The 22,138-nt window shown below is 66.9% G+C and carries 26 protein-coding genes; 3 read left to right on the top strand and 23 right to left on the bottom strand.

Going from position 1 to position 22,138, the window contains the following annotated elements:
* Window positions 1-511 precede the first annotated feature (511 nt).
* From BM275_RS08450 to BM275_RS08460, 3 genes are all read right to left on the bottom strand, one after another.
* Window positions 512-919 carry a DUF1850 domain-containing protein gene (locus BM275_RS08450; protein ID WP_044313714.1) on the bottom strand — a complete coding sequence of 136 codons (408 nt, stop codon included), beginning with the start codon at window positions 917-919 and terminating at the stop codon, window positions 512-514.
* The gene (locus tag BM275_RS08455) at window positions 916-2,943 is read right to left on the bottom strand and encodes a TRAP transporter permease (protein ID WP_090520646.1); all 2,028 of its coding nucleotides are present in this window, start codon (window positions 2,941-2,943) and stop codon (window positions 916-918) included. The genes BM275_RS08450 and BM275_RS08455 overlap by 4 nt, the downstream gene beginning before the upstream one ends.
* A 137-nt stretch (window positions 2,944-3,080) precedes the next feature.
* Window positions 3,081-4,034, bottom strand: a complete 954-nt coding sequence (locus BM275_RS08460; RefSeq protein ID WP_014818565.1) for a TAXI family TRAP transporter solute-binding subunit — start codon at window positions 4,032-4,034, stop codon at window positions 3,081-3,083.
* A gap of 352 nt (window positions 4,035-4,386) precedes the next feature.
* On the opposite strand from BM275_RS08460, the gene BM275_RS08465 reads away from it, so the two are divergent.
* Both BM275_RS08465 and BM275_RS08470 read left to right on the top strand, forming a co-directional pair.
* Window positions 4,387-4,815: a DNA methylase gene (locus BM275_RS08465; RefSeq protein WP_090520648.1), complete on the top strand. Its 429-nt coding sequence runs from the start codon at window positions 4,387-4,389 to the stop codon at window positions 4,813-4,815.
* A gap of 71 nt (window positions 4,816-4,886) precedes the next feature.
* A complete protein-coding gene (locus BM275_RS08470) occupies window positions 4,887-5,129 on the top strand; it encodes a hypothetical protein (RefSeq protein ID WP_090520650.1) in 243 nt (80 codons plus the stop codon).
* A gap of 249 nt (window positions 5,130-5,378) precedes the next feature.
* On the opposite strand, the gene phnP is transcribed toward BM275_RS08470, so the two are convergent.
* The 13 genes from phnP to phnC form a co-directional block, all read right to left on the bottom strand.
* Entirely contained in the window at window positions 5,379-6,128 is a 750-nt protein-coding gene (gene phnP, locus BM275_RS08475) for a phosphonate metabolism protein PhnP (protein WP_014818568.1), read from the bottom strand.
* On the bottom strand, window positions 6,119-6,673 hold the full coding sequence (gene phnN, locus BM275_RS08480; RefSeq protein ID WP_014818569.1) for a phosphonate metabolism protein/1,5-bisphosphokinase (PRPP-forming) PhnN: 555 nt from the start codon (window positions 6,671-6,673) through the stop codon (window positions 6,119-6,121). Before phnN ends, phnP begins: the two co-directional genes overlap by 10 nt.
* 98 nt (window positions 6,674-6,771) lie before the next feature.
* Complete coding sequence (locus BM275_RS08485; RefSeq protein ID WP_090520652.1) at window positions 6,772-7,917, bottom strand: alpha-D-ribose 1-methylphosphonate 5-triphosphate diphosphatase; 1,146 nt, start codon at window positions 7,915-7,917, stop codon at window positions 6,772-6,774.
* Window positions 7,907-8,611: a phosphonate C-P lyase system protein PhnL gene (phnL, locus tag BM275_RS08490; RefSeq protein WP_090520655.1), complete on the bottom strand. Its 705-nt coding sequence runs from the start codon at window positions 8,609-8,611 to the stop codon at window positions 7,907-7,909. The genes BM275_RS08485 and phnL overlap by 11 nt, the downstream gene beginning before the upstream one ends.
* Window positions 8,612-8,622: 11 nt before the next feature.
* Window positions 8,623-9,435, bottom strand: coding sequence for a phosphonate C-P lyase system protein PhnK (gene phnK, locus BM275_RS08495; protein ID WP_090520658.1), 813 nt, complete (start codon window positions 9,433-9,435; stop codon window positions 8,623-8,625).
* Complete coding sequence (locus tag BM275_RS08500; protein ID WP_090520659.1) at window positions 9,432-10,301, bottom strand: alpha-D-ribose 1-methylphosphonate 5-phosphate C-P-lyase PhnJ; 870 nt, start codon at window positions 10,299-10,301, stop codon at window positions 9,432-9,434. The genes phnK and BM275_RS08500 overlap by 4 nt, the downstream gene beginning before the upstream one ends.
* On the bottom strand, window positions 10,298-11,407 hold the full coding sequence (locus BM275_RS08505) for a carbon-phosphorus lyase complex subunit (RefSeq protein WP_090520661.1): 1,110 nt from the start codon (window positions 11,405-11,407) through the stop codon (window positions 10,298-10,300). The genes BM275_RS08500 and BM275_RS08505 overlap by 4 nt, the downstream gene beginning before the upstream one ends.
* The gene (gene phnH / locus BM275_RS08510; protein ID WP_041013866.1) at window positions 11,407-12,015 is read right to left on the bottom strand and encodes a phosphonate C-P lyase system protein PhnH; all 609 of its coding nucleotides are present in this window, start codon (window positions 12,013-12,015) and stop codon (window positions 11,407-11,409) included. The genes BM275_RS08505 and phnH overlap by 1 nt, the downstream gene beginning before the upstream one ends.
* Entirely contained in the window at window positions 12,015-12,461 is a 447-nt protein-coding gene (phnG, locus tag BM275_RS08515; RefSeq protein WP_041013867.1) for a phosphonate C-P lyase system protein PhnG, read from the bottom strand. Before phnG ends, phnH begins: the two co-directional genes overlap by 1 nt.
* A gap of 11 nt (window positions 12,462-12,472) precedes the next feature.
* The gene (gene phnF, locus BM275_RS08520; protein ID WP_041013868.1) at window positions 12,473-13,180 is read right to left on the bottom strand and encodes a phosphonate metabolism transcriptional regulator PhnF; all 708 of its coding nucleotides are present in this window, start codon (window positions 13,178-13,180) and stop codon (window positions 12,473-12,475) included.
* Window positions 13,181-13,214: 34 nt separating this feature from the next.
* A complete protein-coding gene (phnE, locus tag BM275_RS08525) occupies window positions 13,215-14,009 on the bottom strand; it encodes a phosphonate ABC transporter, permease protein PhnE (protein ID WP_041013869.1) in 795 nt (264 codons plus the stop codon).
* Between the two features lie 63 nt (window positions 14,010-14,072).
* Window positions 14,073-15,074, bottom strand: coding sequence for a phosphonate ABC transporter substrate-binding protein (gene phnD, locus BM275_RS08530; protein WP_090520664.1), 1,002 nt, complete (start codon window positions 15,072-15,074; stop codon window positions 14,073-14,075).
* Window positions 15,075-15,121: 47 nt separating this feature from the next.
* Window positions 15,122-15,952: a phosphonate ABC transporter ATP-binding protein gene (phnC, locus tag BM275_RS08535; RefSeq protein WP_090520665.1), complete on the bottom strand. Its 831-nt coding sequence runs from the start codon at window positions 15,950-15,952 to the stop codon at window positions 15,122-15,124.
* A gap of 278 nt (window positions 15,953-16,230) precedes the next feature.
* On the opposite strand from phnC, the gene BM275_RS08540 reads away from it, so the two are divergent.
* Window positions 16,231-16,995 carry an SDR family oxidoreductase gene (locus BM275_RS08540; protein ID WP_042925826.1) on the top strand — a complete coding sequence of 255 codons (765 nt, stop codon included), beginning with the start codon at window positions 16,231-16,233 and terminating at the stop codon, window positions 16,993-16,995.
* Window positions 16,996-17,025: 30 nt separating this feature from the next.
* Here the strand turns inward: BM275_RS08540 and BM275_RS08545 are convergent, their stop codons facing one another.
* The 7 genes from BM275_RS08545 to BM275_RS08575 are packed head-to-tail and all read right to left on the bottom strand — an operon-like array spanning window position 17,026 to window position 22,134.
* The gene (locus BM275_RS08545; RefSeq protein WP_090520667.1) at window positions 17,026-17,448 is read right to left on the bottom strand and encodes a GlcG/HbpS family heme-binding protein; all 423 of its coding nucleotides are present in this window, start codon (window positions 17,446-17,448) and stop codon (window positions 17,026-17,028) included.
* A 7-nt stretch (window positions 17,449-17,455) separates the two neighbouring features.
* Window positions 17,456-17,647, bottom strand: a complete 192-nt coding sequence (locus tag BM275_RS08550; protein ID WP_042925823.1) for a 4-oxalocrotonate tautomerase — start codon at window positions 17,645-17,647, stop codon at window positions 17,456-17,458.
* 48 nt (window positions 17,648-17,695) lie between these two features.
* Window positions 17,696-18,490 (bottom strand): 2-oxo-3-hexenedioate decarboxylase, encoded by a 795-nt coding sequence (gene dmpH, locus BM275_RS08555; protein ID WP_042925821.1) that lies wholly within the window; start codon window positions 18,488-18,490, stop codon window positions 17,696-17,698.
* On the bottom strand, window positions 18,487-19,527 hold the full coding sequence (gene dmpG / locus BM275_RS08560) for a 4-hydroxy-2-oxovalerate aldolase (RefSeq protein WP_009397183.1): 1,041 nt from the start codon (window positions 19,525-19,527) through the stop codon (window positions 18,487-18,489). The genes dmpH and dmpG overlap by 4 nt, the downstream gene beginning before the upstream one ends.
* Window positions 19,528-19,538: 11 nt before the next feature.
* Complete coding sequence (locus tag BM275_RS08565) at window positions 19,539-20,462, bottom strand: acetaldehyde dehydrogenase (acetylating) (RefSeq protein WP_042925818.1); 924 nt, start codon at window positions 20,460-20,462, stop codon at window positions 19,539-19,541.
* A 26-nt stretch (window positions 20,463-20,488) separates the two neighbouring features.
* The gene (dmpE, locus tag BM275_RS08570) at window positions 20,489-21,274 is read right to left on the bottom strand and encodes a 2-oxopent-4-enoate hydratase (protein WP_042925816.1); all 786 of its coding nucleotides are present in this window, start codon (window positions 21,272-21,274) and stop codon (window positions 20,489-20,491) included.
* An 11-nt stretch (window positions 21,275-21,285) separates the two neighbouring features.
* Window positions 21,286-22,134 carry an alpha/beta fold hydrolase gene (locus BM275_RS08575; RefSeq protein ID WP_042925814.1) on the bottom strand — a complete coding sequence of 283 codons (849 nt, stop codon included), beginning with the start codon at window positions 22,132-22,134 and terminating at the stop codon, window positions 21,286-21,288.
* Window positions 22,135-22,138 lie beyond the last annotated feature (4 nt).

Consider the following 22,138-nt stretch of genomic DNA (forward strand, 5'->3'; position numbering starts at 1 on the left):
GCGCCCGCACAGCACAGTCGGTACGATCATTTGCTTTGCTTTGCTTTGCTTTGCTTTGCTTTATTGCGCACAGGTCATCAGGCGACACCATTCGCCCCTTTCAGGAGGCCGAGTGCAATCGTTGCGTAGGGGAGTGAGCGGCATGGATGCCGCGAGAGGACTAGGCGTCCCCGCGATAAAGGGCCATGGATGGCCCTTGTACGCCGGCCCCCGGAGCGGCGATGGAACGAGGGAAGTCGAGCGCAGCGAACCGGGGACGCCCAGTCCGGATGGAGGGGCAAGCGTTTTTGCCTACTTTTTTCCCGGCCGGGCAGGCGCGACTGGAAAAAGTGGGTCGCCCAGCAGGGCGAAACTATGCTTTCAAGCAGCTCGGAAATGGTTATGCGATCTGAACCTGCATCCATCCAGTCCAGCCATCGCTACAGTTATTTCCTCGAACCAATCGAAGGACCAAAGAAAAAGGGGTGCCGCTTGCGCGAACACCCCTCTTCAACGATCACCGGCGAGCCGATCAATCGTTCCCGACACTCGCCGCTTGCACGGTACAGCCCCAGACTTCCAGCGCCGGCTGGTCCGCTTGTGGCGGGCCTAGCCATTCGCTCATCGCGTGGCAACGCTGGTCAAAACACAGTTGGTAATCCCCTGCCTCGGGGGTTCGCCCCAGGCGCAGGAGTGGCAACGCAGGCATCTGGCGCTGGTAGTGCCAGGCCCCGTCGCGCAGTTCGGCGTCATCCGGGATTTCCATCCCGGCACCAGAACCCTTGACCCGCGCTTCGCCGAGCAGCAGCCCGTCCGGCGTCACGCGGTAATCCTCTTCCCAGCGGATCTTCTCGATCGTGTGGTTCCACGCCAGGGTGAAGGCGGGGGCGGGCACTTCGGCCCACACCACGCCTGCCAACCCCAGGCACAGACCGATCATGCGGCCGCCAGACGCTCGGCGCGGCGGGCGCGCCAGATGTGCTGAGCGAGGAAGATCGCGCCGAGGGCGAAGCCGATCTCGTCACTCATCGGTGTGGCGAGGATCATCGCCGCACCGGCGACGAAGCCCAGCAGTTTCTCCCACAGCGCCATGGGCCGCTGCAGGTAGCCGGTGAACACCGTGCCCCACAGGCCGATGGCGAAGGCCGCCTTGAACAGCATGTACAGCGTGGCGCCCCAGTCCCCGCCCTGCATCATCAGCGCCGGGTTGTACACCGCCATGAACGGCACGATGAAACCTGCGATGGCGATGCGGATGGCCCACATGCTGATCTTCAGGCCCTTCTCCTTGGCGATTGGCGCGGCGGCGAAGCAGGCCAGCGCCACCGGCGGGGTGAGGTCGGCCATGATGCCGAAGTAGAAGACGAACATGTGCGAGACGATCAGCGGCACGCCGAGGTCGAGCAGCGCGGGCGCGGCGATCGAGCTGGTGATGATGTAGTTGGGGATGGTCGGGATGCCCATGCCCAGCACCAGGCAGGTCAGCATGGTCAGGATGAGCGAGAGGAACAGGTTGTTCTCGCCGACCGCGAGGATGTACCCCGCGAAGGTCGAGGCCACGCCGGTCAGCGAAACGATGCCAATGATCACGCCGACCAGGGCGCAGGCGATACCCACCGGCACCGCATGGCGCGCACCTTCGACCAGCGCGTGCAGGCAGATGACCAGGGTGTCGCGACCGCCCTTGATGAACCAGCATACGGCCACCAGAGCCGCGATGACGCCGAAGATCACCCCGATGCCGAGCTGGAAGAAACCGGCGCAGAGCAGGCCGAGGGCGATCCAGAAGGCGATTCGCAGGCCGAACGACGACACCTTGAGGATGATTGCCGAGCCGAGGATGACGATCGCCGTCAGCGCCAGGCCGATGGTGCCGGCGAACATCGGTGTGCGTCCGGAGAACAGCAGCCAGACCAGCACCAGCAGCGGAATCAGCAGGTACCAGCGTTCCTTCACTGCGGCCCAGGCACTCGGGCACTCGTCCTTCGGCAGGCCCTTGAGGCCGGCGCGCTTGGCTTCCAGGTGGACCATCCAGAACACCGAGCCGAAGTACAGCAGGGCCGGAATCAGCGCGGCCTTGGCGATCTCGACGAAGGGTACGTTGATGGTTTCGGCCATGATGAAGGCCACCGCGCCCATCACCGGCGGCATGATCTGGCTGCCCATCGACGAGGTGGCCTCGACGCCACCGGCGAACGCCGGGCGATAGCCGAAGCGCTTCATCAGCGGAATGGTGAACTGGCCGGTGGTGACCACGTTGGCCACGCCGGAGCCGGTGATGGTGCCCATCAATGCCGAGGACACCACCGACACCTTGGCCGGGCCGCCGAGCTTGTGGCCGAACAGGCCCATGGCGAAGTCGGTGAACAGCTTGATCATCCCCGCCTGCTCGAGGAACGAGCCGAACAGGATGAACAGGAAGATGTAGGTCGCCGAAACGTAGGTCGGCGTGCCGTACAGGCCTTCGGTGCCGAACGACAGCTGGTTGACGATCTGGTCCAGGTAATAGCCACGGTGGGCGAGATCACCGGGCAGGTATTCGCCGAGCAGGCCGTAGGCGAGGAACAGCCCGCAGATGATCGGCAGGGCGATGCCCATCACTCGGCGAGCGGCCTCGAAGACCAGCACGATCAGCGTCAGGCCGACCACCATGTCGGTGGTGGTCATGTCGCCGGAGCGCTGGATCAGGTCCGCCTCGAAATACCACTGGTAGAAAAAGGTCGCGAAACCGGCCAGGCCAAGCAGCCAGGCCACTGGCTGGAACGGCTTGCCGTTGCCGCGAGCCGGATAGCAGAGGAACACCAGCAGCAACAGGAAGCCGACGTGACCGGCGCGCAGCACCTGGCTGGACACCGGGTGAAAGGCGGCGGTGACGATCTGATAGATGGAGAACAGCAGGGCGACGTAGAACAGCGCCCTCGGCCATTCGCTGGGGCTGGCGTGCAGCCCTTGGCTTTCGCTCATGGGAATCACTCTCTCACTGCAAGGTGGGGCCTGTAGAAGCAGGCTTGCCAACGAGGCAACGCGGGCAAGCCTGCTGCTACAAGGATGCGGGCTGGAGCAGGCCGCAGGGCCCGCTCCGCCCGTCTGTCAGCGCTGGGTTACTTGAGAACCCCGGCTTCCTTGTAGAAGCGCTCGGCACCCGGGTGCAGCGGAATCGGCAGGTTCTTGGTGGCGTTTTCCAGCTTGATGTCCTTGGCGGCGGAGTGGGCGTTGCCCAGGGACGACAGGTTGTCGAACATCAGCTTGGTCATCTGGTAGGCCACTTCATCGGAGACCTTCTCGTGGCTGACCAGGATGTTGGTAATGGCCACGGTCGGAACGTCGGCATCCTGACCGTCGTAGGTGCCGGCCGGAATCACGCCGGCCTGGTAGGCGTCGCTCTCGATCTTCTCGACCACGGCGGCCGGAATTTCGACGAAGGTTACCGGCATGGTGCTGGCCAGGTCGCGGATGGCGGCCATGCCCAGGCCCGAGGACTGCAGGGTGGCGTCTAGCTGGCGGTTCTTGATCAGCTCGACCGACTCGGCGTAGGGCAGGAACTCGACGCGGCCCATGTCCTTGTAGTCCAGACCGGCGGCCTTGAAGATCGCGCGCGCGTTCAGCTCGGTGCCGGACTTCGGCGCGCCGACGGAGATGCGCTTGCCCTTGAGGTCTTCCAGGGTCTTGATGCCGGACTCTTCGCTGGCAACGATCTGGATGTAGTTATTGTAGGTACCGGCGATGGCGCGCAGGCGCTTGAGCGGAGCCTTGAAGCCGGCGTCCTCGACACCGTTCCAGGCGTCGGCAACCGAGTCACCCAGGGAGAAGGCCAGTTCGCCACGGCCGGCCTGCAGCAGGTTGAGGTTTTCCACCGAAGCCTTGGTGGCCTGCACGGAAGTCTTGGCGCCATCGATCTTGTTGTACTGCTGCGACAGGGCCACGCCGATCGGGTAGTACACACCGCTGGTGCCGCCGGTGAGGATGTTGATGAAGGTCGGCGCAGCGACGGCCGCGGTGCTGGCAGTGAAGGCCGCAGCGGCAGCGAGCAGGCCCAGGCGTTTGGTCAGTCTCATGGTGGATCTCCGTTTCGTTTTTATTGGTTGACGCAGCATGTTGACGATAGACGATGCCGCGTTCGGGAACGCGCCAGACGAACAAGCAGAGGGGCGATGACACCGGAGAGTCCGGAGGATGGATATCGCTGGTAGCTCTTCTTGTCGTTGGAATCGCATCGAGCACATTGCCATTAGCAGAAGCCGTGCCAGTCCGCCGCAGCGCTCTGGATCGGCGCTTGCCGACAACCTTTGACGGGCAGTCGGCAAGAAACCGCCTATGACTGTCGAGCGGTGCGCGGAAATCCGCTCATCGCTGTGCGAACCCCTGTCCGCCGGGGCCTTCGAATGAGTGAGTGAACGCGGAGGCCGTATGACTGCAGAAATAGGCGCAGAGGATCTGGGCATCGACGTGACCCGCGGCGAGGCGGAGCTGTTCAAGTGGTTCGTCGCCAGCTTCCTGTTCGGCAAGCGCATCCAGCGCGACATCGCCGCCGAGGCCTACCGGGTACTGGTGGAGCGCAACCGGCTCGACACGCCGCGCAAGCTGCGTGACTGTGGCCAGCGCCGGTTGGTCCAGCTGCTCGGCCAGGCGCGCTACGTGCGTTACGACGAGTCCACTGCCGCGCGCCTGCTGAAGCTCGGCGACAAGCTTCTGACCGAGTACGACGGCAGGCTGGGTCGCCTGCGTGAGCTCGGTGAGACGCGCGACGGGGTGGAGAAGCGGCTGCTGGCGTTCGAGGGCGTCGGGCCGAAGACCATGGAGATCTTCCTGCGCGAGGCGGCGCGGGTCTGGTTCTGAGCGCGCCGGACGGCGCTTGCCAAGGCCAGCCGAAGGGTTAGAGTGGCGCCATCGCACCGCCGAAGCCCGCCATGCGCATTTTCCTGCTCGCCCTCAGTCTGTTCCTGCCCATCGCCGCCAGCGCCGCGCCGGCGCCCTATTACCAATGGCAGAGCAAGCTCGACGGCACCATCATCTGCCGCCAGACCTCGCCGGGCGAGGGCTGGGAGAAGCTCGACGGCCGCCCGTTCCGTGACCTCAATTGCAGCATGCCGGCTGCGCGGGTCGACCGCTCGAGCAGCGTGCCGGGTTTCCGTCCGCAGCCGGGGCGTTAGAGCCGACGTCAGCCCGGAATCCGCTCCATGCTTCATGGCGCGTCGGAGGCCCTGCCCGACGTTTCGCCATGCAACGGACCCATGGTGGATAAGCTTCGCGTTATCCACCCTACGATCCCATCGCCATCGCCATCGCCATCGGTAGGGTGGAAGACCGCGCAGCGTTTTCCACGCGTTGCGAGCAGGCGGCTCGGTGTTTCGTCCGCTGCTGGGCGATGGAAGCCGCAAGCTCGGATTCTCTCCTAAGCGCTAGAGCGTCATCCCGTCGTATGCCAGGCATACGTTGTCCGGCAGTTCCCGTGACGCCTGCATGAACCAGGCATCCAGCTCGTGGCCGATATGGGTCAGCACGGCTTGCGCCGGCTGCAGCTCCTCGATGCTCTGCAATGCGCGGGTCAGGTCGTTGTGGTTACGCGGTGGCGTATCGCGCGGTGGTGTCGAGCAGTCCAGCACCAGCACGTCCAGCGCGGTGTCCTGCAGCAGTTCGCGCGTGCTGTCCGGCAGGCCGACGGTGTCAGTGAGGTAGGCGATGCAGCGGCTGTGTCCTTCCAGCAGGTAACCGAAGGTGGGTTTCGAGTGCACCAGTGGCAGCGCGGTGACGCGCAGCGTGCCGAGCATGCGTTGTTCGAAGGCGGCGAATGGTTCGCTGAAATCGAGGATGCCGGGGTGTTTGTAGAGGTCGGCGAGGCCCTCTGCGTCGTCCGGGCCGAGCACCGGAATGTGCAGCCCGGTGCCCCAGCGCAGTTGCAGCAGGCCCTGGGCATGATCGGCGTGGTAATGGGTCTGCAGGATGCCGCTGAAGCTGCCCGGGGCGAAGCGCTCGCAGAGGTCCGGCAGGCCGCTGTCGAGCAGCCAGCGCTGGCCGCCACAGTCCACCAGCGCCGAGCAGGCACGGCGGCGGCGACTCGGGTCGAGCTGCGCGGCACGGCAGGCCGGACAGGCGCAGTTGTACACCGGCACCTGCGCGGCGCCGCCGGTGCCGAGCAGGGTCAGCCGCATTGACGGTGCTCGTCGAGCAGCTGCAGCAGGCGCTCGACGCTGCGCTCCAGCGAGGCGGAATTGTCCAGGCGGATGTAGTCGTCCAGCTCGCCGCTGAACAGCGCGTTGCGCGCCAGGCGCGCCTCGATCTGCTCGGGCGTCTCCCGGCCGCGGGTCAGCAGGCGCTCGCGCAGCACGTCCTGTTCGACGGTCAGCAGCACCGCCAGCAGATCCGGGTAGCGCCTGCGCGCCTCGGGCAGATAACCACGCGAGCCATTGACCAGCACATCCTCGCCGGCCGCCAGCCAGGCGTCGATTTCGGCGGGGATGCCATAGGCCAGCCCGTTGGCGCGCCAGCTGAGAGCAAAGGCCTGCTCGGCCTCCATGCGTTCGAACTGCTCGGCGCTCACCGAATGCGCGGCTTCACCGATGGCCTCGGCGGAGCGGGTGATGACCCGCCGGGCGATGCGCACGCCACGTTCGGCGAGCGCTGCGCGTGCGGCATCGAGCAGACTGTCCTTGCCGGCGCCGGATGGCCCGGTCAGGTAGATCAAACGGCCTTGCATGGGGTTACTCCCGATCATCGAAGCCAGCGCAGTGGCAGGCAGTATAGAGCCAGCCGCGCTACCCGCTGGCGCCTTGTCAGCTTTGCCGAAATACGCCATCAGAACACCCGCCGGCCCTGGCGCCAGACCTGGCCGATCACCGGCTGGCCCTTGTGCACCTGCGCCTGGACCAGGTCGGCGCGCAGCCCGACGGCGATCTCGCCGCGATCATCCAGCCCGGCCGCGCGTGCCGGCGCCAGGCTGATGGTGGCGATGGCGCGCGGCAGGTCGTAGCCGTTGTCCTGCTCGGCGAGGCCCAGCGCGGCTTGCAGCAGGCTGGCCGGGTAGTAGTCGCTGGAGAGAATGTCCAGCACGCCGCGTCGGGCCAGATCGGCAGCGGCGATGTTGCCCGAGTGCGAGCCCCCGCGAACGATGTTCGGTGCGCCCATCAGTACCTTCAGCCCGCGCGCATGGCTGGCCTCGGCGGCTTCGAAGGTGGTCGGGAATTCAGCGATGGCCATGCCGTAGTCCGCCGATTCGGTAACGTGCTCCAGGGTCGCATCGTCGTGGCTGGCCAGCGCCAGTTCGCGGCTGCGGCAGATGTCGACGATGGCGGCGCGCTGCTGGTTGCTGTGCCGCGCCGAGTTGGCCAGCTGCTCGCTGACGAAATGATCCATCTCCGCCGGGCTCAGGTGGTACTTGCCCATGTAGTACTCGCGGTACTTCTCCATGCGCGCGAACTGGCGCTGGCCCGGCGCGTGGTCCATCACCGAGACCAGCTGCACCAGCGGCTGCTCGACCAGCTCGCGGAACAGCTCCAGGCACTGCGGGTGGCTGACTTCGCAGCGCAGGTGCAGGCGGTGTTCGGCGCGGGTCTGTCCGGCCGCCTCGGCCTCGGCGATGGCCTCGAGCATCACCCCGAGCTGCTGCATGCGCTTGCCCTTGGGATTGATGTCGCCGATCGACAGCGCATCGAACACCGTGGTGATGCCGGCGGCGACGATTTGCGCGTCATGGGTCAGCACCGCCGAGGCGGACGGCCAGTCCACGCCCGGGCGCGGGCTCATGTGCTTTTCCAGGTTGTCGGTGTGCAGTTCCACCAGCCCCGGCAGCAGCAGGTCGCCGCCCAGGTCCTGGGCCTGCGGCAGGCTGCTGGCGCCTGCGCTGATGTCGGCGATCAGGCCGTCGCGGATCAGCAGGCTGCCGTGGAACACCTGATCGGCCAGCACCAGTCGGGCGTTGCTGAGTATCTGTTCAGCTGGCATGGGCCAGGTCCTCCTGCGTCATGTCCAGGTAACGGTCGGCAACCGCCTCGCGGATCGCGCGGTCGTGGAAGATGCCGATCAGCGCGCTGCCGGCGGCCTTGGCCTCGCCGATCAGTTCCAGCACCACGCCGGCGTTGGCTTCGTCCAGCGAGGCAGTGGGTTCGTCGAGCAGCATCACCGGCCAGCCCACCATGAAGCCGCGCGCCAGGTTGACCCGCTGCTGCTCGCCGCCGGAAAAGGTGCCGGGGGCCAGCTGCCAGAGCCGTTCGGGAATGTTCAGCCGGGTCAGCAGGGCCTTCGCCCGCGCCTCGGCATCGGCACGGCTCCAGCCGCGCGCCAGCGCCGGTTCCATCACCACCTCCAGCGCCGGCACCCGTGGGATCACCCGCAGGAACTGGCTGACGTAGCCCAGCGTCTGCCGGCGCACGGCGAGTACCTGGCGCGGCTCGGCGCCGACCAGCTCCAGCCAGTCGCCGGCATGGCGGATACGGATGCTGCCGCTGGCGGGCAGGTAGTTGCCGTACAGCGTGCGCAGCAGGGTCGACTTGCCGGCGCCGGACTGGCCGTGCAGCACCAGGCATTCGCCAGCGGCGACGGTGAAGTTCAGCTCGCGCAGCACCTGCAGGCTGACGCCGTGCTGCTGGTGCAGGGTGAAGGTCTTGGCGAGGTCACGAACCTCGATCAGCGTGTTCATGGCGGATTCCTTCATGGCTGCAGCACCGAGGACACCAGCAGCTGCGTATAGGGATGCTGCGGGTCGTCGAGAATCTGGTCGGTCAGACCGGACTCCACCACCCGCGAACGGCGCATCACCATCAGCCGGTCGGCCAGGAGGCGTGCCACGGCGAGGTCGTGGGTCACGATCACCACCGCCAGGTCCAGCTCGCGCACCAGCCCGCGCAGGAGGTCGAGCAGGCGTGCCTGCACCGACACGTCGAGGCCGCCGGTGGGTTCGTCCATGAACACCAGCTTCGGGCTGGAAACCAGATTGCGGGCGATCTGCAGGCGCTGCTGCATGCCGCCGGAGAAGGTCCGCGGCAGGTCGTCGATGCGCGCCGGGTCGATCTCCACCTGTTGCAGCCAGTCCAGCCCGGCGGCGCGCAGCTGGCCGTAATGCCTGACGCCCTGGGCCATCAGCCGCTCGCCGATGTTGGCGCCGGCGGAAACCCCCATGCGCAGGCCGTCGCGCGGGTTCTGTTCGACGAAGCCCCATTCGGTGCGCAGCAGCGTGCGCCGCTCGGCCTCGCTGGCGGCGTAGAGGTCGAGCCAGTCGCCGGCAGCATCGCGGTACTGCACGCTGCCGCGATCCGGCGGGCAGCGGCCGCAGAGCAGCGAGAGCAGGGTGGACTTGCCCGAGCCGGACTCGCCGACGATGCCCAGCACTTCGCCGGGGTAGAGCTCGAAGGAAACGCCCTGGCAGCCCTTGTCCGGGCCATACAGACGGGTCAGGTCGCGCACCGCGAACAGTGGCTCGGTGCCGACGCTCGTGGCGGGCAGCAGTTGTTCGGCGGCGCTCATGGGCGGCTCTCCTGTTGCTGGGCGCGCTGCGCGCAATAGTCGGTATCCGAGCAGACGAACTGCTTGCTGCCGGCGTCGTCGACGATCAGCTCGTCGAGGTAGGAATCGCCGCTGCCACAGATGGCGCAGCACTGTTCCCACTGCTGGATCTGGAAGGGGTGATCCTCGAAATCCAGGCTGACCACGCGGGTGTACGGCGGCACGGCGTAGAGGCGCTTCTCGCGGCCGGCGCCGAACAGCATCAGCGCCGGGCTGCGGTCCAGCTTGGGGTTGTCGAATTTGGGAATCGGCGACGGGTCCATCACGTAGCGCCCGTCCACCGTCACCGGGTAGGCGTAGCTGGTGGCGATGTGGCCGAAGGTGGCGATGTCTTCGTAGAGCTTCACGTGCATCACGCCGTAGTCGCCCAGCGCGTGCATGGTGCGCGTCTCGGTTTCCGACGGCTCGATGAAGCGCAGCGGCTCGGGGATCGGCACCTGATAGACCATGATCTGCCCGGCGGCGAGCGGGGTTTCCGGGATGCGGTGGCGGGTCTGGATCACCGTCGCCGCGGGGGTGCGCTCGGTGGTGGCGACCCCGGCGGTGCGGGCGAAGAAGCGGCGGATCGACACTGCGTTGGTGGTGTCGTCGGCGCCCTGGTCGATCACCTTGAGCACGTCGTCGGCGCCGAGAATGGCCGCGGTCAGCTGCATGCCGCCGGTGCCCCAGCCATAGGGCAGCGGCATCTCGCGGCCGCCGAAGGGCACCTGATAGCCGGGTATGGCGACCGCCTTGAGCAGTGCGCGGCGGATCATGCGCTTGGTCTGCTCGTCGAGGTAGGCGAAGTTGTAGCCCGCATCGCTGGCGGGAATGGCCTGGGCATTCATGCGCGTTTCTCCTTCGCTGGCGTTTCAGCGAGCGCTTCGGTCGGCTCGGCCTGCGGCTGGCGCAGCTTGCGGATTAGCTCCAGCTCGGACTGGAAGTCGACGTAGTGCGGCAACTTCAGGTGCGAGACGAAACCGGCAGCCTCGACGTTGTCGCAGTGCATCAGGACGAATTCCTCCTGCTGCGCCGGGCCCTGCACTTCCTCGCCGTATTCGCCGGCACGCAGCGCGCGGTCGACCAGCGCCATGCCCATCGCCTTGCGCTCGGCATAACCGAAGGCCAGGCCGTAGCCGCGGGTGAACTGCGCCTGCTCGGCGCTCTCGCCGACGAACTGGTTGACCATCTCGCACTCGGTCAGCTCGATCTCGCCGAGGCAGACCGGGAAACCCAGCTCCTGCGGCTCGATCCAGACCTCGGCGGTGCCGATGCGAATCTCGCCGGCGAACGGGTGGTTGCGGCCGTAGCCGCGCTGGGTCGAATAGCCCAGCGCCAGCAGAAAGCCCTCGTCGCCGCGCGCCAGTGCCTGCAGGCGTTCGGCGCGGCTCGTCGGCAGCTCCAGCGGCTCGCGGGTGAGGTCCGGCACCGGCTCGCCGCGGTCGATTTCCGGCGTCATCAGGCCTTCCTCGCCGAGCAGGCCGAGTACCCGCGGGCAGTTGCTCAGCGTGGTGTTTTCATCCACCGGCGGGCCGGGGTGTTGGCCTTCGGCGAGCAGGGCGAAATCGAGCAGGCGGTGGGTGTAGTCGAAGGTCGGGCCGAGCAGCTGGCCGCCGGGCACGTCCTTGAAGGTCGCCGAGATGCGCCGGCTTAGCTGCATGGCGCCGGTGTCCAGCGGCAGGCTTTCGGCGAAGCGCGGCAGCGTGGTGCGGTAGGCGCGCAGGAGGAAGATCGCCTCGACCAGATCGCCGGCGGCCTGCTTGATCGCCAGCGCGGCGAGTTCCTCGTCATACAGCGAGCCTTCGCTCATCACCCGCGCCACGGCGAGCGGCAGCTGCTGGCGAATCTGTTCGACGGCGAGTTCGGCGATAGCGGTGTCGCCGCGGCGCTTCTTCGCCAGCAGCGCGTGGGCGTTGTCGATGGCCTGTTCGCCACCCTTGACCGCGACGTACATCAGGCCACCTCCTGCAGCGAATCGCCGATGCGGGTGCTGCGCGGCAGGCCGAGCACTTCGCCTTCGGCGCAGAACAGCGCGTCGAGCCCGCGCGGGAAGTCGTTGCGTGCGGCGCGCTGCTGCCAGAACGCCGGTTTCAGCGGCAGGCCGACCAGGCGGCTGCCGTCGATTCCCGGGCCCTGCCAGCTCAGCGCCGGGCCGCGGTCGAGACGGTCGAGCTGGATCAGCAGCGTGCAGGACTGGTCCGGGTAGCGCTCGCTGCCGGCGTAGAAGCCGGAGAGGTCGTCCAGCGCGGCGGCGTCGAGCAGGGCGAACATCGCCTCCTCGCGTGCCTCGACGATCGGGCAGCCACAGTGGAAGGCCAGGTTGGCGCGGATCGCCGGGGTGTCGAAGGCCGGCGCCAGCCACAGCGGTGTGTCGTTATCCAGCAGGCTCAGGCACAGCGCGTAGCCGGCGGCCTGCAGCGGCTCGATGGCGGCGACGCTGACCAGCGGCTGCCGCGTGCCCGGCTCGGACAAGGCCTTGAGCGCGGCGCGGAAGCACTTCTGCGCGTCCAGCACCGGGTCGGCGAAGGCGGGCTGCAACAGGTCGGATGGGGCGCGATTCATCAGTCTTCTCCTCGCAGCAGCGTGAAGAACTCCACGCGGGTAGTGGCGGTTTCGGCAGCCTTTTGCGCGGCGCGTCGGGCCTGCGCGGCGGCCAGCGGTTCGATCAGTTCATTCAGCCAGCGGCTCTGCTGGGCGCCCTGCAGATGGGCATCGGCGAGGGCGGCGAGCTCGGCCTGGCGCTTGTCGCGGCCGGCACGGTAGCTGTAGCCGGTGCTGCCATCGGCCAGGCGCACCACGCAGCGGGTGACGCTCATCTCGCCGAGGTTGAACGGCGCGCCGGTGCCGCCCATGCGGCCGCGCACCAGGGTCATGCCGATTTCCGCGGGACGGATCAGCTGGTAGGCGCAGTCGCGCAGGGCGCTCTCGAAAGGCGCCAGGTCGGCGGCGCTGGCGCGGGCCAGCACGGCCATCCAGCGCTGGCGGGGGGATTGTTCGCGGGTGTGCATGGGGTTCTCCATCAGGTGGCGACCTGGTACTGGAAACGGTCGGAACGGCTGGCCGAGAGGGCGATCTCCACCGGTCGCCCGGCGGCATCGCAGGACAGGGTGAACACCGACAGCAGCGGCATGCGCAGGGGCATCAGCAGCTGTGCGGCCTCGTCGCGATCGGCCAGGCGTGCGCCGATCAGGCTGAAACGGCGCGTCAGCGGCAGGCCGCGTTCGCCGAGGTAGCGGCGCAGCGAGCCGCCCTGGTAGTCGGCGAGGCGTTCGGCGTGGCTGGCGCAGTAGCGGTGGCGGATCAGGCTGACCGGCTCGCCGTCGAGCAGGCGCAGGGTGCTCAGCTCGATCAGCGCAGCGCCCTCGGCCAGTTGCAGGTGGCGCGCTTCCTCGGCGCTGGCGCTGAGCTGGCGACGTGCGAGCAGGCGCGCTTCGGTGCGCACGCCGAGGGCGGCGAGCGCATCGCTGTAGGCACTATCGGCCTGCAGCGGATACACCAGCGGGCGTCGCAGCACCTGGGTGCCCTTGCCCTGGCGGCGCAGCAGGCGGCCTTCCTGTACCAGCTCGTCGACGGCGCGGCGCAGGGTGTGGCGGTTGACCGCGAAGCGGCGCGCCAGCTGCATCTCGCCGGGGAGGAAGTCGCCGATGCGGTAGTGGCGCAACTCGCCGCGCAGCACCTGGGCCAGTTCGAGGTAGAGCGGTTCGCTGGGTTGTCTAGACAACTGCATGGTTTTTTCGAAGGCCGCGCAGGCCCTCACTCCGTCAGATGAAGAGCTTGCGCAGGCGCTGGGAGAGCAGGTCGATCAGGCTCACCACGGCGATGATGATCAGCAGCAGGGCGGCGGTCTGGCCGAACTGGAAACCGCGGATGGCTTCCCAGAGGATCACGCCGATGCCGCCGGCGCCGACCATGCCGACCACCGTGGCCGAGCGCACGTTGGATTCGAAGCGGTACAGCGAGTAGGAAATCCACAGCGGCAGCACCTGCGGAATCACCCCGAAGATGACTTCCTGCAGCGCACTGGCACCGGTGGCACGCACACCTTCCACCGGGCCCGGCTCGATGGCTTCCACGGCTTCGGCGAACAGCTTGGCGAGCACGCCGGTGGTGCTGATCCACAGCGCCAGCACGCCGGCGAAGGGGCCGAGGCCGACGGCGACGACGAAGAGCATGGCGAAGACCATCTCGTTGATCGACCGGCAGGCGTCCATCAGCCGGCGCACCGGCTGGTAGACCCACCAGGGCACGATGTTCTCGGAGCTGAGGATGCCCAGCGGGATGGCGCAGACGATCGCCAGCAGGGTGCCCCAGAGGGCGATGTGCACCGTGGTGACCATTTCCTTGAGGTACAGCTGCCAGTTGCTGAAGTCCGGCGGGAAGAAGTCGGCGGCGAAGGTCGCCATGTTGGCGCTGTCGCGGATCAGCAGCAGCGGATTCATCTCCGCGCCCTGCCAGGACCAGGCCAGCACGGCCAGGCACAGGCCCCAGCCGAACAGGCGCAGCCAGCTGCGCTTGTCGTTGCCCGCCAGTGGCGGTGTGGTGCTCAGAGTGGTCATGTTCGGTTCTCAAAAAACGGCGCGGACGGGAGCGTGGCGCCAGCGCGCCACGCCCGGCGTTGCTCAGCTGGCCTTGGCGGCGTTCTTCTGCTCGCGCTCGGCCATGCGCTGTTCCAGCTTGGCCAGCTCGTCGTCGATGCCCTGCAGCTGCGCCTGGCGGTCGCTGTCGGAAAGCTTGCTGTCGGCGGCGACTTCGCTGCGCTTCTTGAACAGTTCCAGCTGGCGGATCGGCAGCAGCTGGTCGTTGTCGGAGGCGCGGAACGGTGCCCACTGCAGCGCGGCGAGGATTTCCTTCTCGGCCGGCTGGGCGCCGTAGCTCATGAAGAACTCGCGCAGCCTGTTCTTCTGCTCGTCGCTCAGGCTCTTGCGCCACACCAGCGGGTCGGCCGGAATCAGCGGCGAGGTCCAGACGATCTTCAGTTGCGCGGCCTTGTCCGGCGCGGTGATCTCAAGGCGCTCCATGCCTTCGCTGTTGAAGGTGCCGACATCGACCTGCTTGTTCGCCACCGACAGCGCGTTCACTTCGTGGCTGCCGTTGAGGCTGCGCTTGAAGGCCTGGCTGGCGTCGACCTTGTTCTTGGCGAACACGTAGTAGCCGGGCACCAGGTAGCCGGAGGTGGAGTTCGGGTCGCCGTTGGCGAAGGTCAGGCTCTTGGCGTTCTTCAGCACGTCCTCGACGGAGTTCAGGGCGCTGTCCTTGTGCACGATCAGATGGCTGTAGTAGCCCGGGCTGCCGTTGGCGGCGACGGTCTGGGCGAAGATTTCGCCGCCGGCGCGATCCACCGCTTCCATCGCCGACTTGTTGCCGTACCAGGCCAGATCGACCTTGTCGAAGCGCATGCCCTGGATGACCCCGGCGTAATCGGGGGCGAAGAAGGCCTTCACCTCGTAGCCGGTCTGCTTGCTCATGTCGGCGAGGAAGGGTTCCCAGACGCTGCGCAGGTTCTGCGAGGACTCGGTGGAAATGATGCCGAAGGTGATGGTCTCGGCGGCTTGAGCGGTGCCGGCGAGGGCACCGGCCAGCAGCGTGGAGGCGGCGAGAGCACGACTGAAGCGTTTCAACATGGAGGTCACTCCTTGGGTGTGGCGTTGGTTGTCGGGTGGCGTGGGGCTCAGCCGTTGACCAGCTGCAAAGACCGCGGCTCGGCATTGCGGGCGCGGTCGGAGAACAGCAGACTGGCGTCCAGATCGGCGCCGTAGAGGTCGTTGAGCAGGCGGTCGCTGAGCGCCGCCGAGGGGCCGTCGTAATGGATGCGCCCGCCCTTGAGCGCCACGGCGCGGGAGCAGTAGCGCAGGGCGTAATCGACCTGATGCAGGGTCACCACCACGGTCTTGCCGTCCTGGCGGTTGATGTCGGCGAGGATTTCCATGACCTTGCGCGCCGACTCCGGGTCGAGCGAGGCGATGGGTTCGTCGGCGAGGATCACCTCGGTCTGCTGGGTCAGCGCACGGGCGATCGCCACCCGCTGCTGCTGGCCGCCGGAGAGCGTCGAGGCGCGCTGCGCGGCGCGCTCGGCCAGGCCGACGCGCTCCAGTGCGGCCATGGCCTGGCGCTTCTGCTCGTCGCTGAACATGCCCAGCGATCCGCGCCAGCGCGGCATGCGGCCGAGAAAGCCGAGCAGGACGTTGTCCAGCACGCTGAGGCGGGTGACCAGGTTGAACTGCTGGAAGATGTAGCCGATGTCGGCGCGCAGGCGGCGCACCTCGCCATGCAGTCGGCCGGTGGCCTGTACCTCGCGGCCGAGCACCTCGATGCGCCCGCCGGCGGAGCGGTCGCAGCAGGCCAGGCCGGCCAGGTGGCGCAACAGCGTGGACTTGCCGGAACCGGACGCGCCGATCAGCGCCACCATCTCGCCCGGCTGTATCGCCAGGCCCAGGTCGAACAGCGCCTGCTTGCCGGCGAAGGTCTTGTTCAGTCGCTCGACTCGAATAGCCGCATTCATGTCTTGCCCTCTCGTCTGCGCGGCCGGGGAGGTCGGCCAACTTGTCTAGACGAGAAGGTAGTCAGGCTCTGTTGCAGTCCCGCTAAGCGTCCGTGAACCTGCGATGACCATTCGGTGAAGCTTCGATGGTCAGCGCAGCGGCGGCCGGCTGGCGCGCGATCAGCGCACGCGGCGCTTTGCCTTCGCGGCGCGGCCCCCTAAGCTGGACGCCGTCATTGCGTCCCGTGCTGGCGCGTCGTCTACGCGACCGTCAGGCATTGAAGAGAAAGAGGAAGAGCATGAAACAGAAGATCGTATTCATCACCGGCGCCACCTCCGGCTTTGGCCGCGCCACTGCCCGTCGCTTCGCCGAGGCCGGCTGGGCGCTGGTGCTCACCGGGCGGCGCAGCGAGCGCCTGGAAGAGCTGCAGAGCGAGCTGTCAGCGAAGGTGCCGGTGCATATCGCCACCCTCGACGTGCGCCATGCCGGCGCGGTGACGGAGGTGGTCGAGCAGCTGCCCGCCGAGTTCCGCCAGATCGATTGCCTGGTCAACAACGCCGGCCTGGCGCTGGCGCCGCAGCCCGCGCAAAAAGTCGATCTAGCCGATTGGCACACCATGATCGATACCAACATCACCGGCCTGGTCAACGTCACCCATGCCTTGCTGCCGACGCTGATCGCCACTGGCAAGGGTGCCAGCATCGTCAACATCGGCTCAGTGGCCGGCCACTGGCCGTATCCGGGTGGCCACGTCTACGGCGCGACCAAGGCCTTCGTCGAGCAGTTCGGCTACAACCTGCGCTGCGACCTGCTCGGCACCGGCGTGCGCGTCACCGACATCGCGCCGGGCATGGCCGAAACCGAGTTCACCCTGGTCCGTACCAAGGGCGATCAGGACGCCAGCGACCGGCTCTACCGCGGCACCACGCCGCTGACCGCCGAGGACATCGCCGAGCAGATCTTCTACGTCGCCACCCTGCCGGATCACATCAACATCAACCGCCTGGAAGTGATGCCGACGCGTCAGGCCTGGTCGCCGTTCAATATCGATCGCGACAAATAAGTCACGTCCTGTTCGCGGGGTCGGACGGGCTCAGCCGAGCATTGCCCGCAGACCCGCTTCGGCGCAGGCCTCGTCCTGCTCTTCCGATCCGCCGGAAACGCCGATCCCGCCGATGCACTGCCCGTCCAGCAGGACGGGCAACCCGCCGCCGAATACTACCAGCCGCTCGCGCACCGGAATGCCGATGCGCAGGCGTTCGTTATCGCCCAGCACCTGCAGCCACTGGCCGGTGGGAAAGCCGAAGCTGGCCGCGGTGTAGGCTTTGTCACGCGCGATGTCTGCGGAGTGCAGGAAGGCACCGTTCATGCTCAGGAACGCCAGATTGAGGCCGGCGCGATCCACCACCGCGACGTGGATGCGAATGCCCAGCGCGGTGGCGTGATCGGTCGCCGCCTGGGCAGCCTGCAGCGCCGCTTGCCAGGTGAGGTTCGCTTCGAGTGTCGAGACGATCATGCCGGCCTCAACGCTTGAGCTTGCTGGCTGACTCGCCGCCGATGCCGAAATGACCTTTCGGCATTTCAGTGATGATTACCCGTACACTGGCCAGCGGTGCATCCAGCGAGCGCGCGATGGCTTCGCTGACTTCGCGGATGAGGGTCTCCTTCTGCTCGTCGCTGCGGCCTTCGAGGATATGGATCTGGGCAATGGGCATGGTGTGTCTCCTGAAGAAGAGGCCGCCCGGGCAGGGCGGCCGAATGGCTCAGATGAAGCGCGCGGAGACGCTGCCAAGCCCCTGATAGCGCACGGTGATGTTGTCGCCCGGCTCCACCGATACCGCCGCCGTGATGCCACCGGTCATGATGAAGGTGCCGGCCGGTATGTGTTCGCCGCGCTCTGCCAGCAGGTTGGCGAGCATCGCCACGCTGGACAGCGGATGGCCGAGCACTGCGGCGCCGGCACCAAGTTCTACCACCTCACCGTTCTTCTCCATCACCACGCCGAGGGTGCGCAGGTCGACGTCCTCCAGATTGGCCATCTGGCCGCCGGTGATGAAACGGGTCGAGGAGGCGTTGTCGGCCACCACGCTGATCAGGTCGAACTTGAAGTTCTCGTAGCGCGAGTCGATCACCTCGACGGTGGGGATCACGTAGTCGATCGCTGCAATCACGTCACCGATGTGGCAACCGGGGCCTTGCAGCGGCGCCTTGGTGACCACCGAGATTTCCGCCTCGATCTTCGGATGGATCAGCTTGGAGCAATCCACCACGCCACCATCGGGCACGCTGAAGTAGTCGGCGAGAAAGCCGTAGATCGGCGTCTCCACGCCCATCTGCGCCATCTTCGCCCAAGAGGTCAGGCCCATCTTCAGGCCGACGATCTTGTTGCCGCGCTCCTCCTTGCGGCGGCGGATTTCCCACTGGATGTCGTAGGCATCGGCGAAGGTCATCTCGGGATAATCGTTGGTGACCTTGTGAATATCGTGCGCCTGCAATTCGGCGTTCTCGATGTGCTCGGCCAGGGCCAGCACCTGCTCGTGGTTGAGGGTACGGTTCATGCACTCACCTTCTGGTTCTGGCGGGCCCGGGACATATCCAGGGCGAGGTCTTCGATCATGTCTTCCTGGCCGCCGACGGTGCCGCGGCGCCCCAGCTCGACCAGAATGTCGCGGGCCGGTACGCCGTATTTCTTCTCGGCGCGCTGGGCAAACAACAGGAACGAGCTGTACACCCCGGCATAGCCCAGGGTCAGCGCATCGCGGTCGACGCGGATCGGCTGGTCCATCATTGGCACGACGATGTCTTCGGCCACATCCATGATCTTGTAGAGGTCGATGCCGGTTTCCACGCCCATGCGCTTGCACACCGCGACGAAGACTTCCAGCGGGGTGTTGCCGGCACCGGCGCCGAGGCCGGCGACCGAGCCGTCGATACGCGAGGCGCCAGCTTCGATGGCGGCCAGCGAGTTGGCGATGGCCATGCCCATGTTGTGGTGGCCGTGGAAGCCGATCTCGGTGGCGGGGTTCAGCTCGGCGCGCAGCAGGCCGATCTTCTCGCTGACCTCATCGGGCAGCATGTAGCCGGCCGAGTCGGTGCAGTAGATGCAGTTGGCGCCGTAGCTTTCCATCAGCCTGGCCTGTTCGAGCACTTTTTCCGCGCTGATCATGTGCGCCATCATCAGGAAGCCGACGGTATCGGCGCCCAGCTTGCGCGACATGCCGATGTGCTGCTCGGAGACGTCGGCCTCGGTGCAATGCGTGGCCACACGAATGGTGGAGACGCCACAGTCGAGCGCCATCTTCAGGTGGTCGACCGTGCCGATGCCCGGCAGCAGCAGGGCGGATACCTTGGCCTGCTTGAGGCGCGGGATTACCGCACGCAGGTATTCCTCGTCGCTATGCGCGGGGAAACCGTAGTTGATCGAGCGACCGCCGAGGCCGTCGCCGTGGGTGATCTCGATCAGCGGCATGCCGGCGGCGTCGAGGCCGGTGGCGACCGCGATCATCTGCTCGAGGCTGATCTGGTGGCGCTTGGCGTGCATGCCGTCGCGCAGGCTCATGTCGTGCAGGGTGACGTTCTTGCCTTGCAGATTCATGGTGCTACTCCTCAGGCCAGGGCCGCTTCACGACGTGGCAGTTGAATGGTGCCGCTGGCGATTTCCGCGGCGAACATCTCGCCAGTACGCAGCGCTGCGGCGGTCATGATGTCGAGGTTGCCGGCGTACTTGGGCAGGTAGTCGCCCAGGCCCTCGACTTCCATGAAGATCGAGACGCGGTTGCCGTCGAATACCGGGCCGTTCTTCAGCCGGTAGCCGGGCACGTACTTCTGCACCTCGGCGATCATGGCGTGGACCGATGCGGTGATGGCGTCCTGGTCCGGCTCGGTTTCGGTCAGGCAGTGGATGGTGTCGCGCATCATCAAGGGCGGCTCGGCCGGGTTGACCACGATGATCGCCTTGCCTTCCTTCGCCCCGCCGACCTGCTCGATGGCGCCGGCGGTGGTGCGGGTGAACTCGTCGATGTTCTTGCGGGTGCCCGGGCCGATGGAGCGCGAGGACACGGTGGCGACGATCTCGCCGTAGGCCACCGGCTGCACGCGCGACACCGCGGCGACCATCGGGATGGTCGCCTGGCCACCGCAGGTGACCATGTTGACGTTCATTTCCAGGGTGCCGACGTGCTGCTTGAGGTTCACCGGCGGCACACAGTAGGGGCCGATGGCGGCCGGGGTCAGGTCGACCATCAGCACGCCCAGTTCGTTGAGCTTGCGGCTGTTCTCGGCGTGCACGTAGGCGCTGGTGGCATCGAAGGCGATGCGGATGTCGTCGTCGAGCACGTGCGGCAGCAGGCCGTCGACGCCTTCTGCGGTGGTCTTCAGGCCGAACTCGCGGGCGCGCTTCAAGCCGTCGGACTCGGGGTCGATGCCGACCATCCAGACCGGCTCGATCCACTCGGAACGCAGCATCTTCATCACCAGGTCAGTGCCGATGTTGCCCGGGCCAATGATCGCGGCTTTCAGTTTCTTGCTCATGGGTGTTTCCCCTGTTCTTGTTCTAATCAGGTGAAGCGCACGCTGGCGCTGCCGATGCCGCCGATCTCGACGCGCATGAAATCGCCTGCCTTGACCGGCTCCAGCGGAACCAGCGAGCCGGACAGGATCACCTCGCCGGCCTTCAGGCCGATGCCGAACCGGCCGAGGGTGTTGGCCAGCCAGGCCACGCAGTTGACCGGCGAGCCGAGCGCCGCGGCGCCGGCACCGGTCGAGAGCAACTGGCCGTTCTTTTCCACTAGCATGCCGCAGGTGACCAGATCGACCTGGCGCGGCGACACGGCCTGATCACCGAGCACGAACAGGCCGCAGGAGGCGTTGTCCGCCACGGTGTCCTGGATCTTGATCTGCCAGTCCTGGATGCGCGAATCGACCACCTCGAAGCAGGGGATCACGCATTCGGTGGCGGCCAGCACGTCGGCATTGGTCACGCCGGGGCCCATCAGGTCCTTCTTGAGGATGAAGGCGATCTCGCCTTCGGCCCGTGGCTGGATCAGCCGTTCGCTGATCGGCATGGCTTCGCCGCTGTTGTAGACCATGGCGTCGGTGAGGTAGCCGAAGTCCGGTTGGTGCACGCCGAGCATGTTCTGCACGGCCTTGCTGGTGACGCCGATCTTCTTGCCAATCACCCGCTCGCCGGCGGCCAAGCGCCGTTCCAGCATACGCAGGGAAATGTGGTAGGCGTCCTCGACGCTGATGTCGAAGCCACGGCTGGTCAGCGGCGTGACGGTCTCGCGCTGGACCATCGCCTGGTAGAGCTCGTCGCCGAGCTCGTTGATCAATGTCTTGTCCATATCGGTCTCTCTCAGCAATGGAGGGCGTCGGCCTCGGCGAGGAAATTCTCGACCAGGCGGGCGAAACGCTCGGCGTGTTCGATCTGGGTCCAGTGGCCGCACTGGCCGAATACGTGCAACTGGGCGCGGGCGATCCATTCGGCCAGGGTCAGCGAGGCCGCCAGCGGAATCACCTGGTCCTCGCGGCCATGGATCACCAGTGTTTCGTGGGGCAAGGCGCGGATGTCCGCTTCGTCGCTGGCCAGTCCGTCGACCCAGCGCTGGCGCGGGGCCGGGAACATCTGGGCGAAGGATTCCTGAAAGCCGGGGCGGATACTGGCCTGGTAACGCAGCTCGGCCAGCTCGTCGGTGACCAGGCTGCGGTCGTAGGCGAAAACATCCATCAGCCGGCGCATGTTGGCGAAGGACGGCTCGTAGCCCCAGACGGCATCCAGCCCCGGCGTGATTGGAAAACTCACCCCGACGCTGCCCATCAGCACCAGCCGCCGCACCCGCTCGGGATGTTGGATGGCCAGCGCCAGCGCCAGGCCGCCACCGAAGGAGTTGCCGACGATGTCGGCCTGGGCGATACCCAGCGCATCCAGCACGCCGATGGCATGCTCGACCCAGCGCTGCTGGTGGTACTGGCCGTCGGCCGGGCGCTCGCTATAGCCGAAGCCGAGCATGTCCGGCGCGATCACCCGGCGCTGCCTGGCCAGCTCGGGTATCACCAGGCGCCAGTTGGCCCAGGCGGTGACGCCCGGCCCGGAGCCGTGAATCAGCAGGACCGGGAAGCCTTCGCCCTGATCATGCAGGTTGGTGCGGTAGCCGGCGGCGAGAATTTCGCGACCGATTTCAGGGCCTTGCTGCGGTGCGTTCATGGTC

The sequence above is a fragment of the Stutzerimonas kunmingensis genome, assembly GCF_900114065.1.
In the GTDB taxonomy this organism is placed as follows: domain Bacteria; phylum Pseudomonadota; class Gammaproteobacteria; order Pseudomonadales; family Pseudomonadaceae; genus Stutzerimonas; species Stutzerimonas kunmingensis.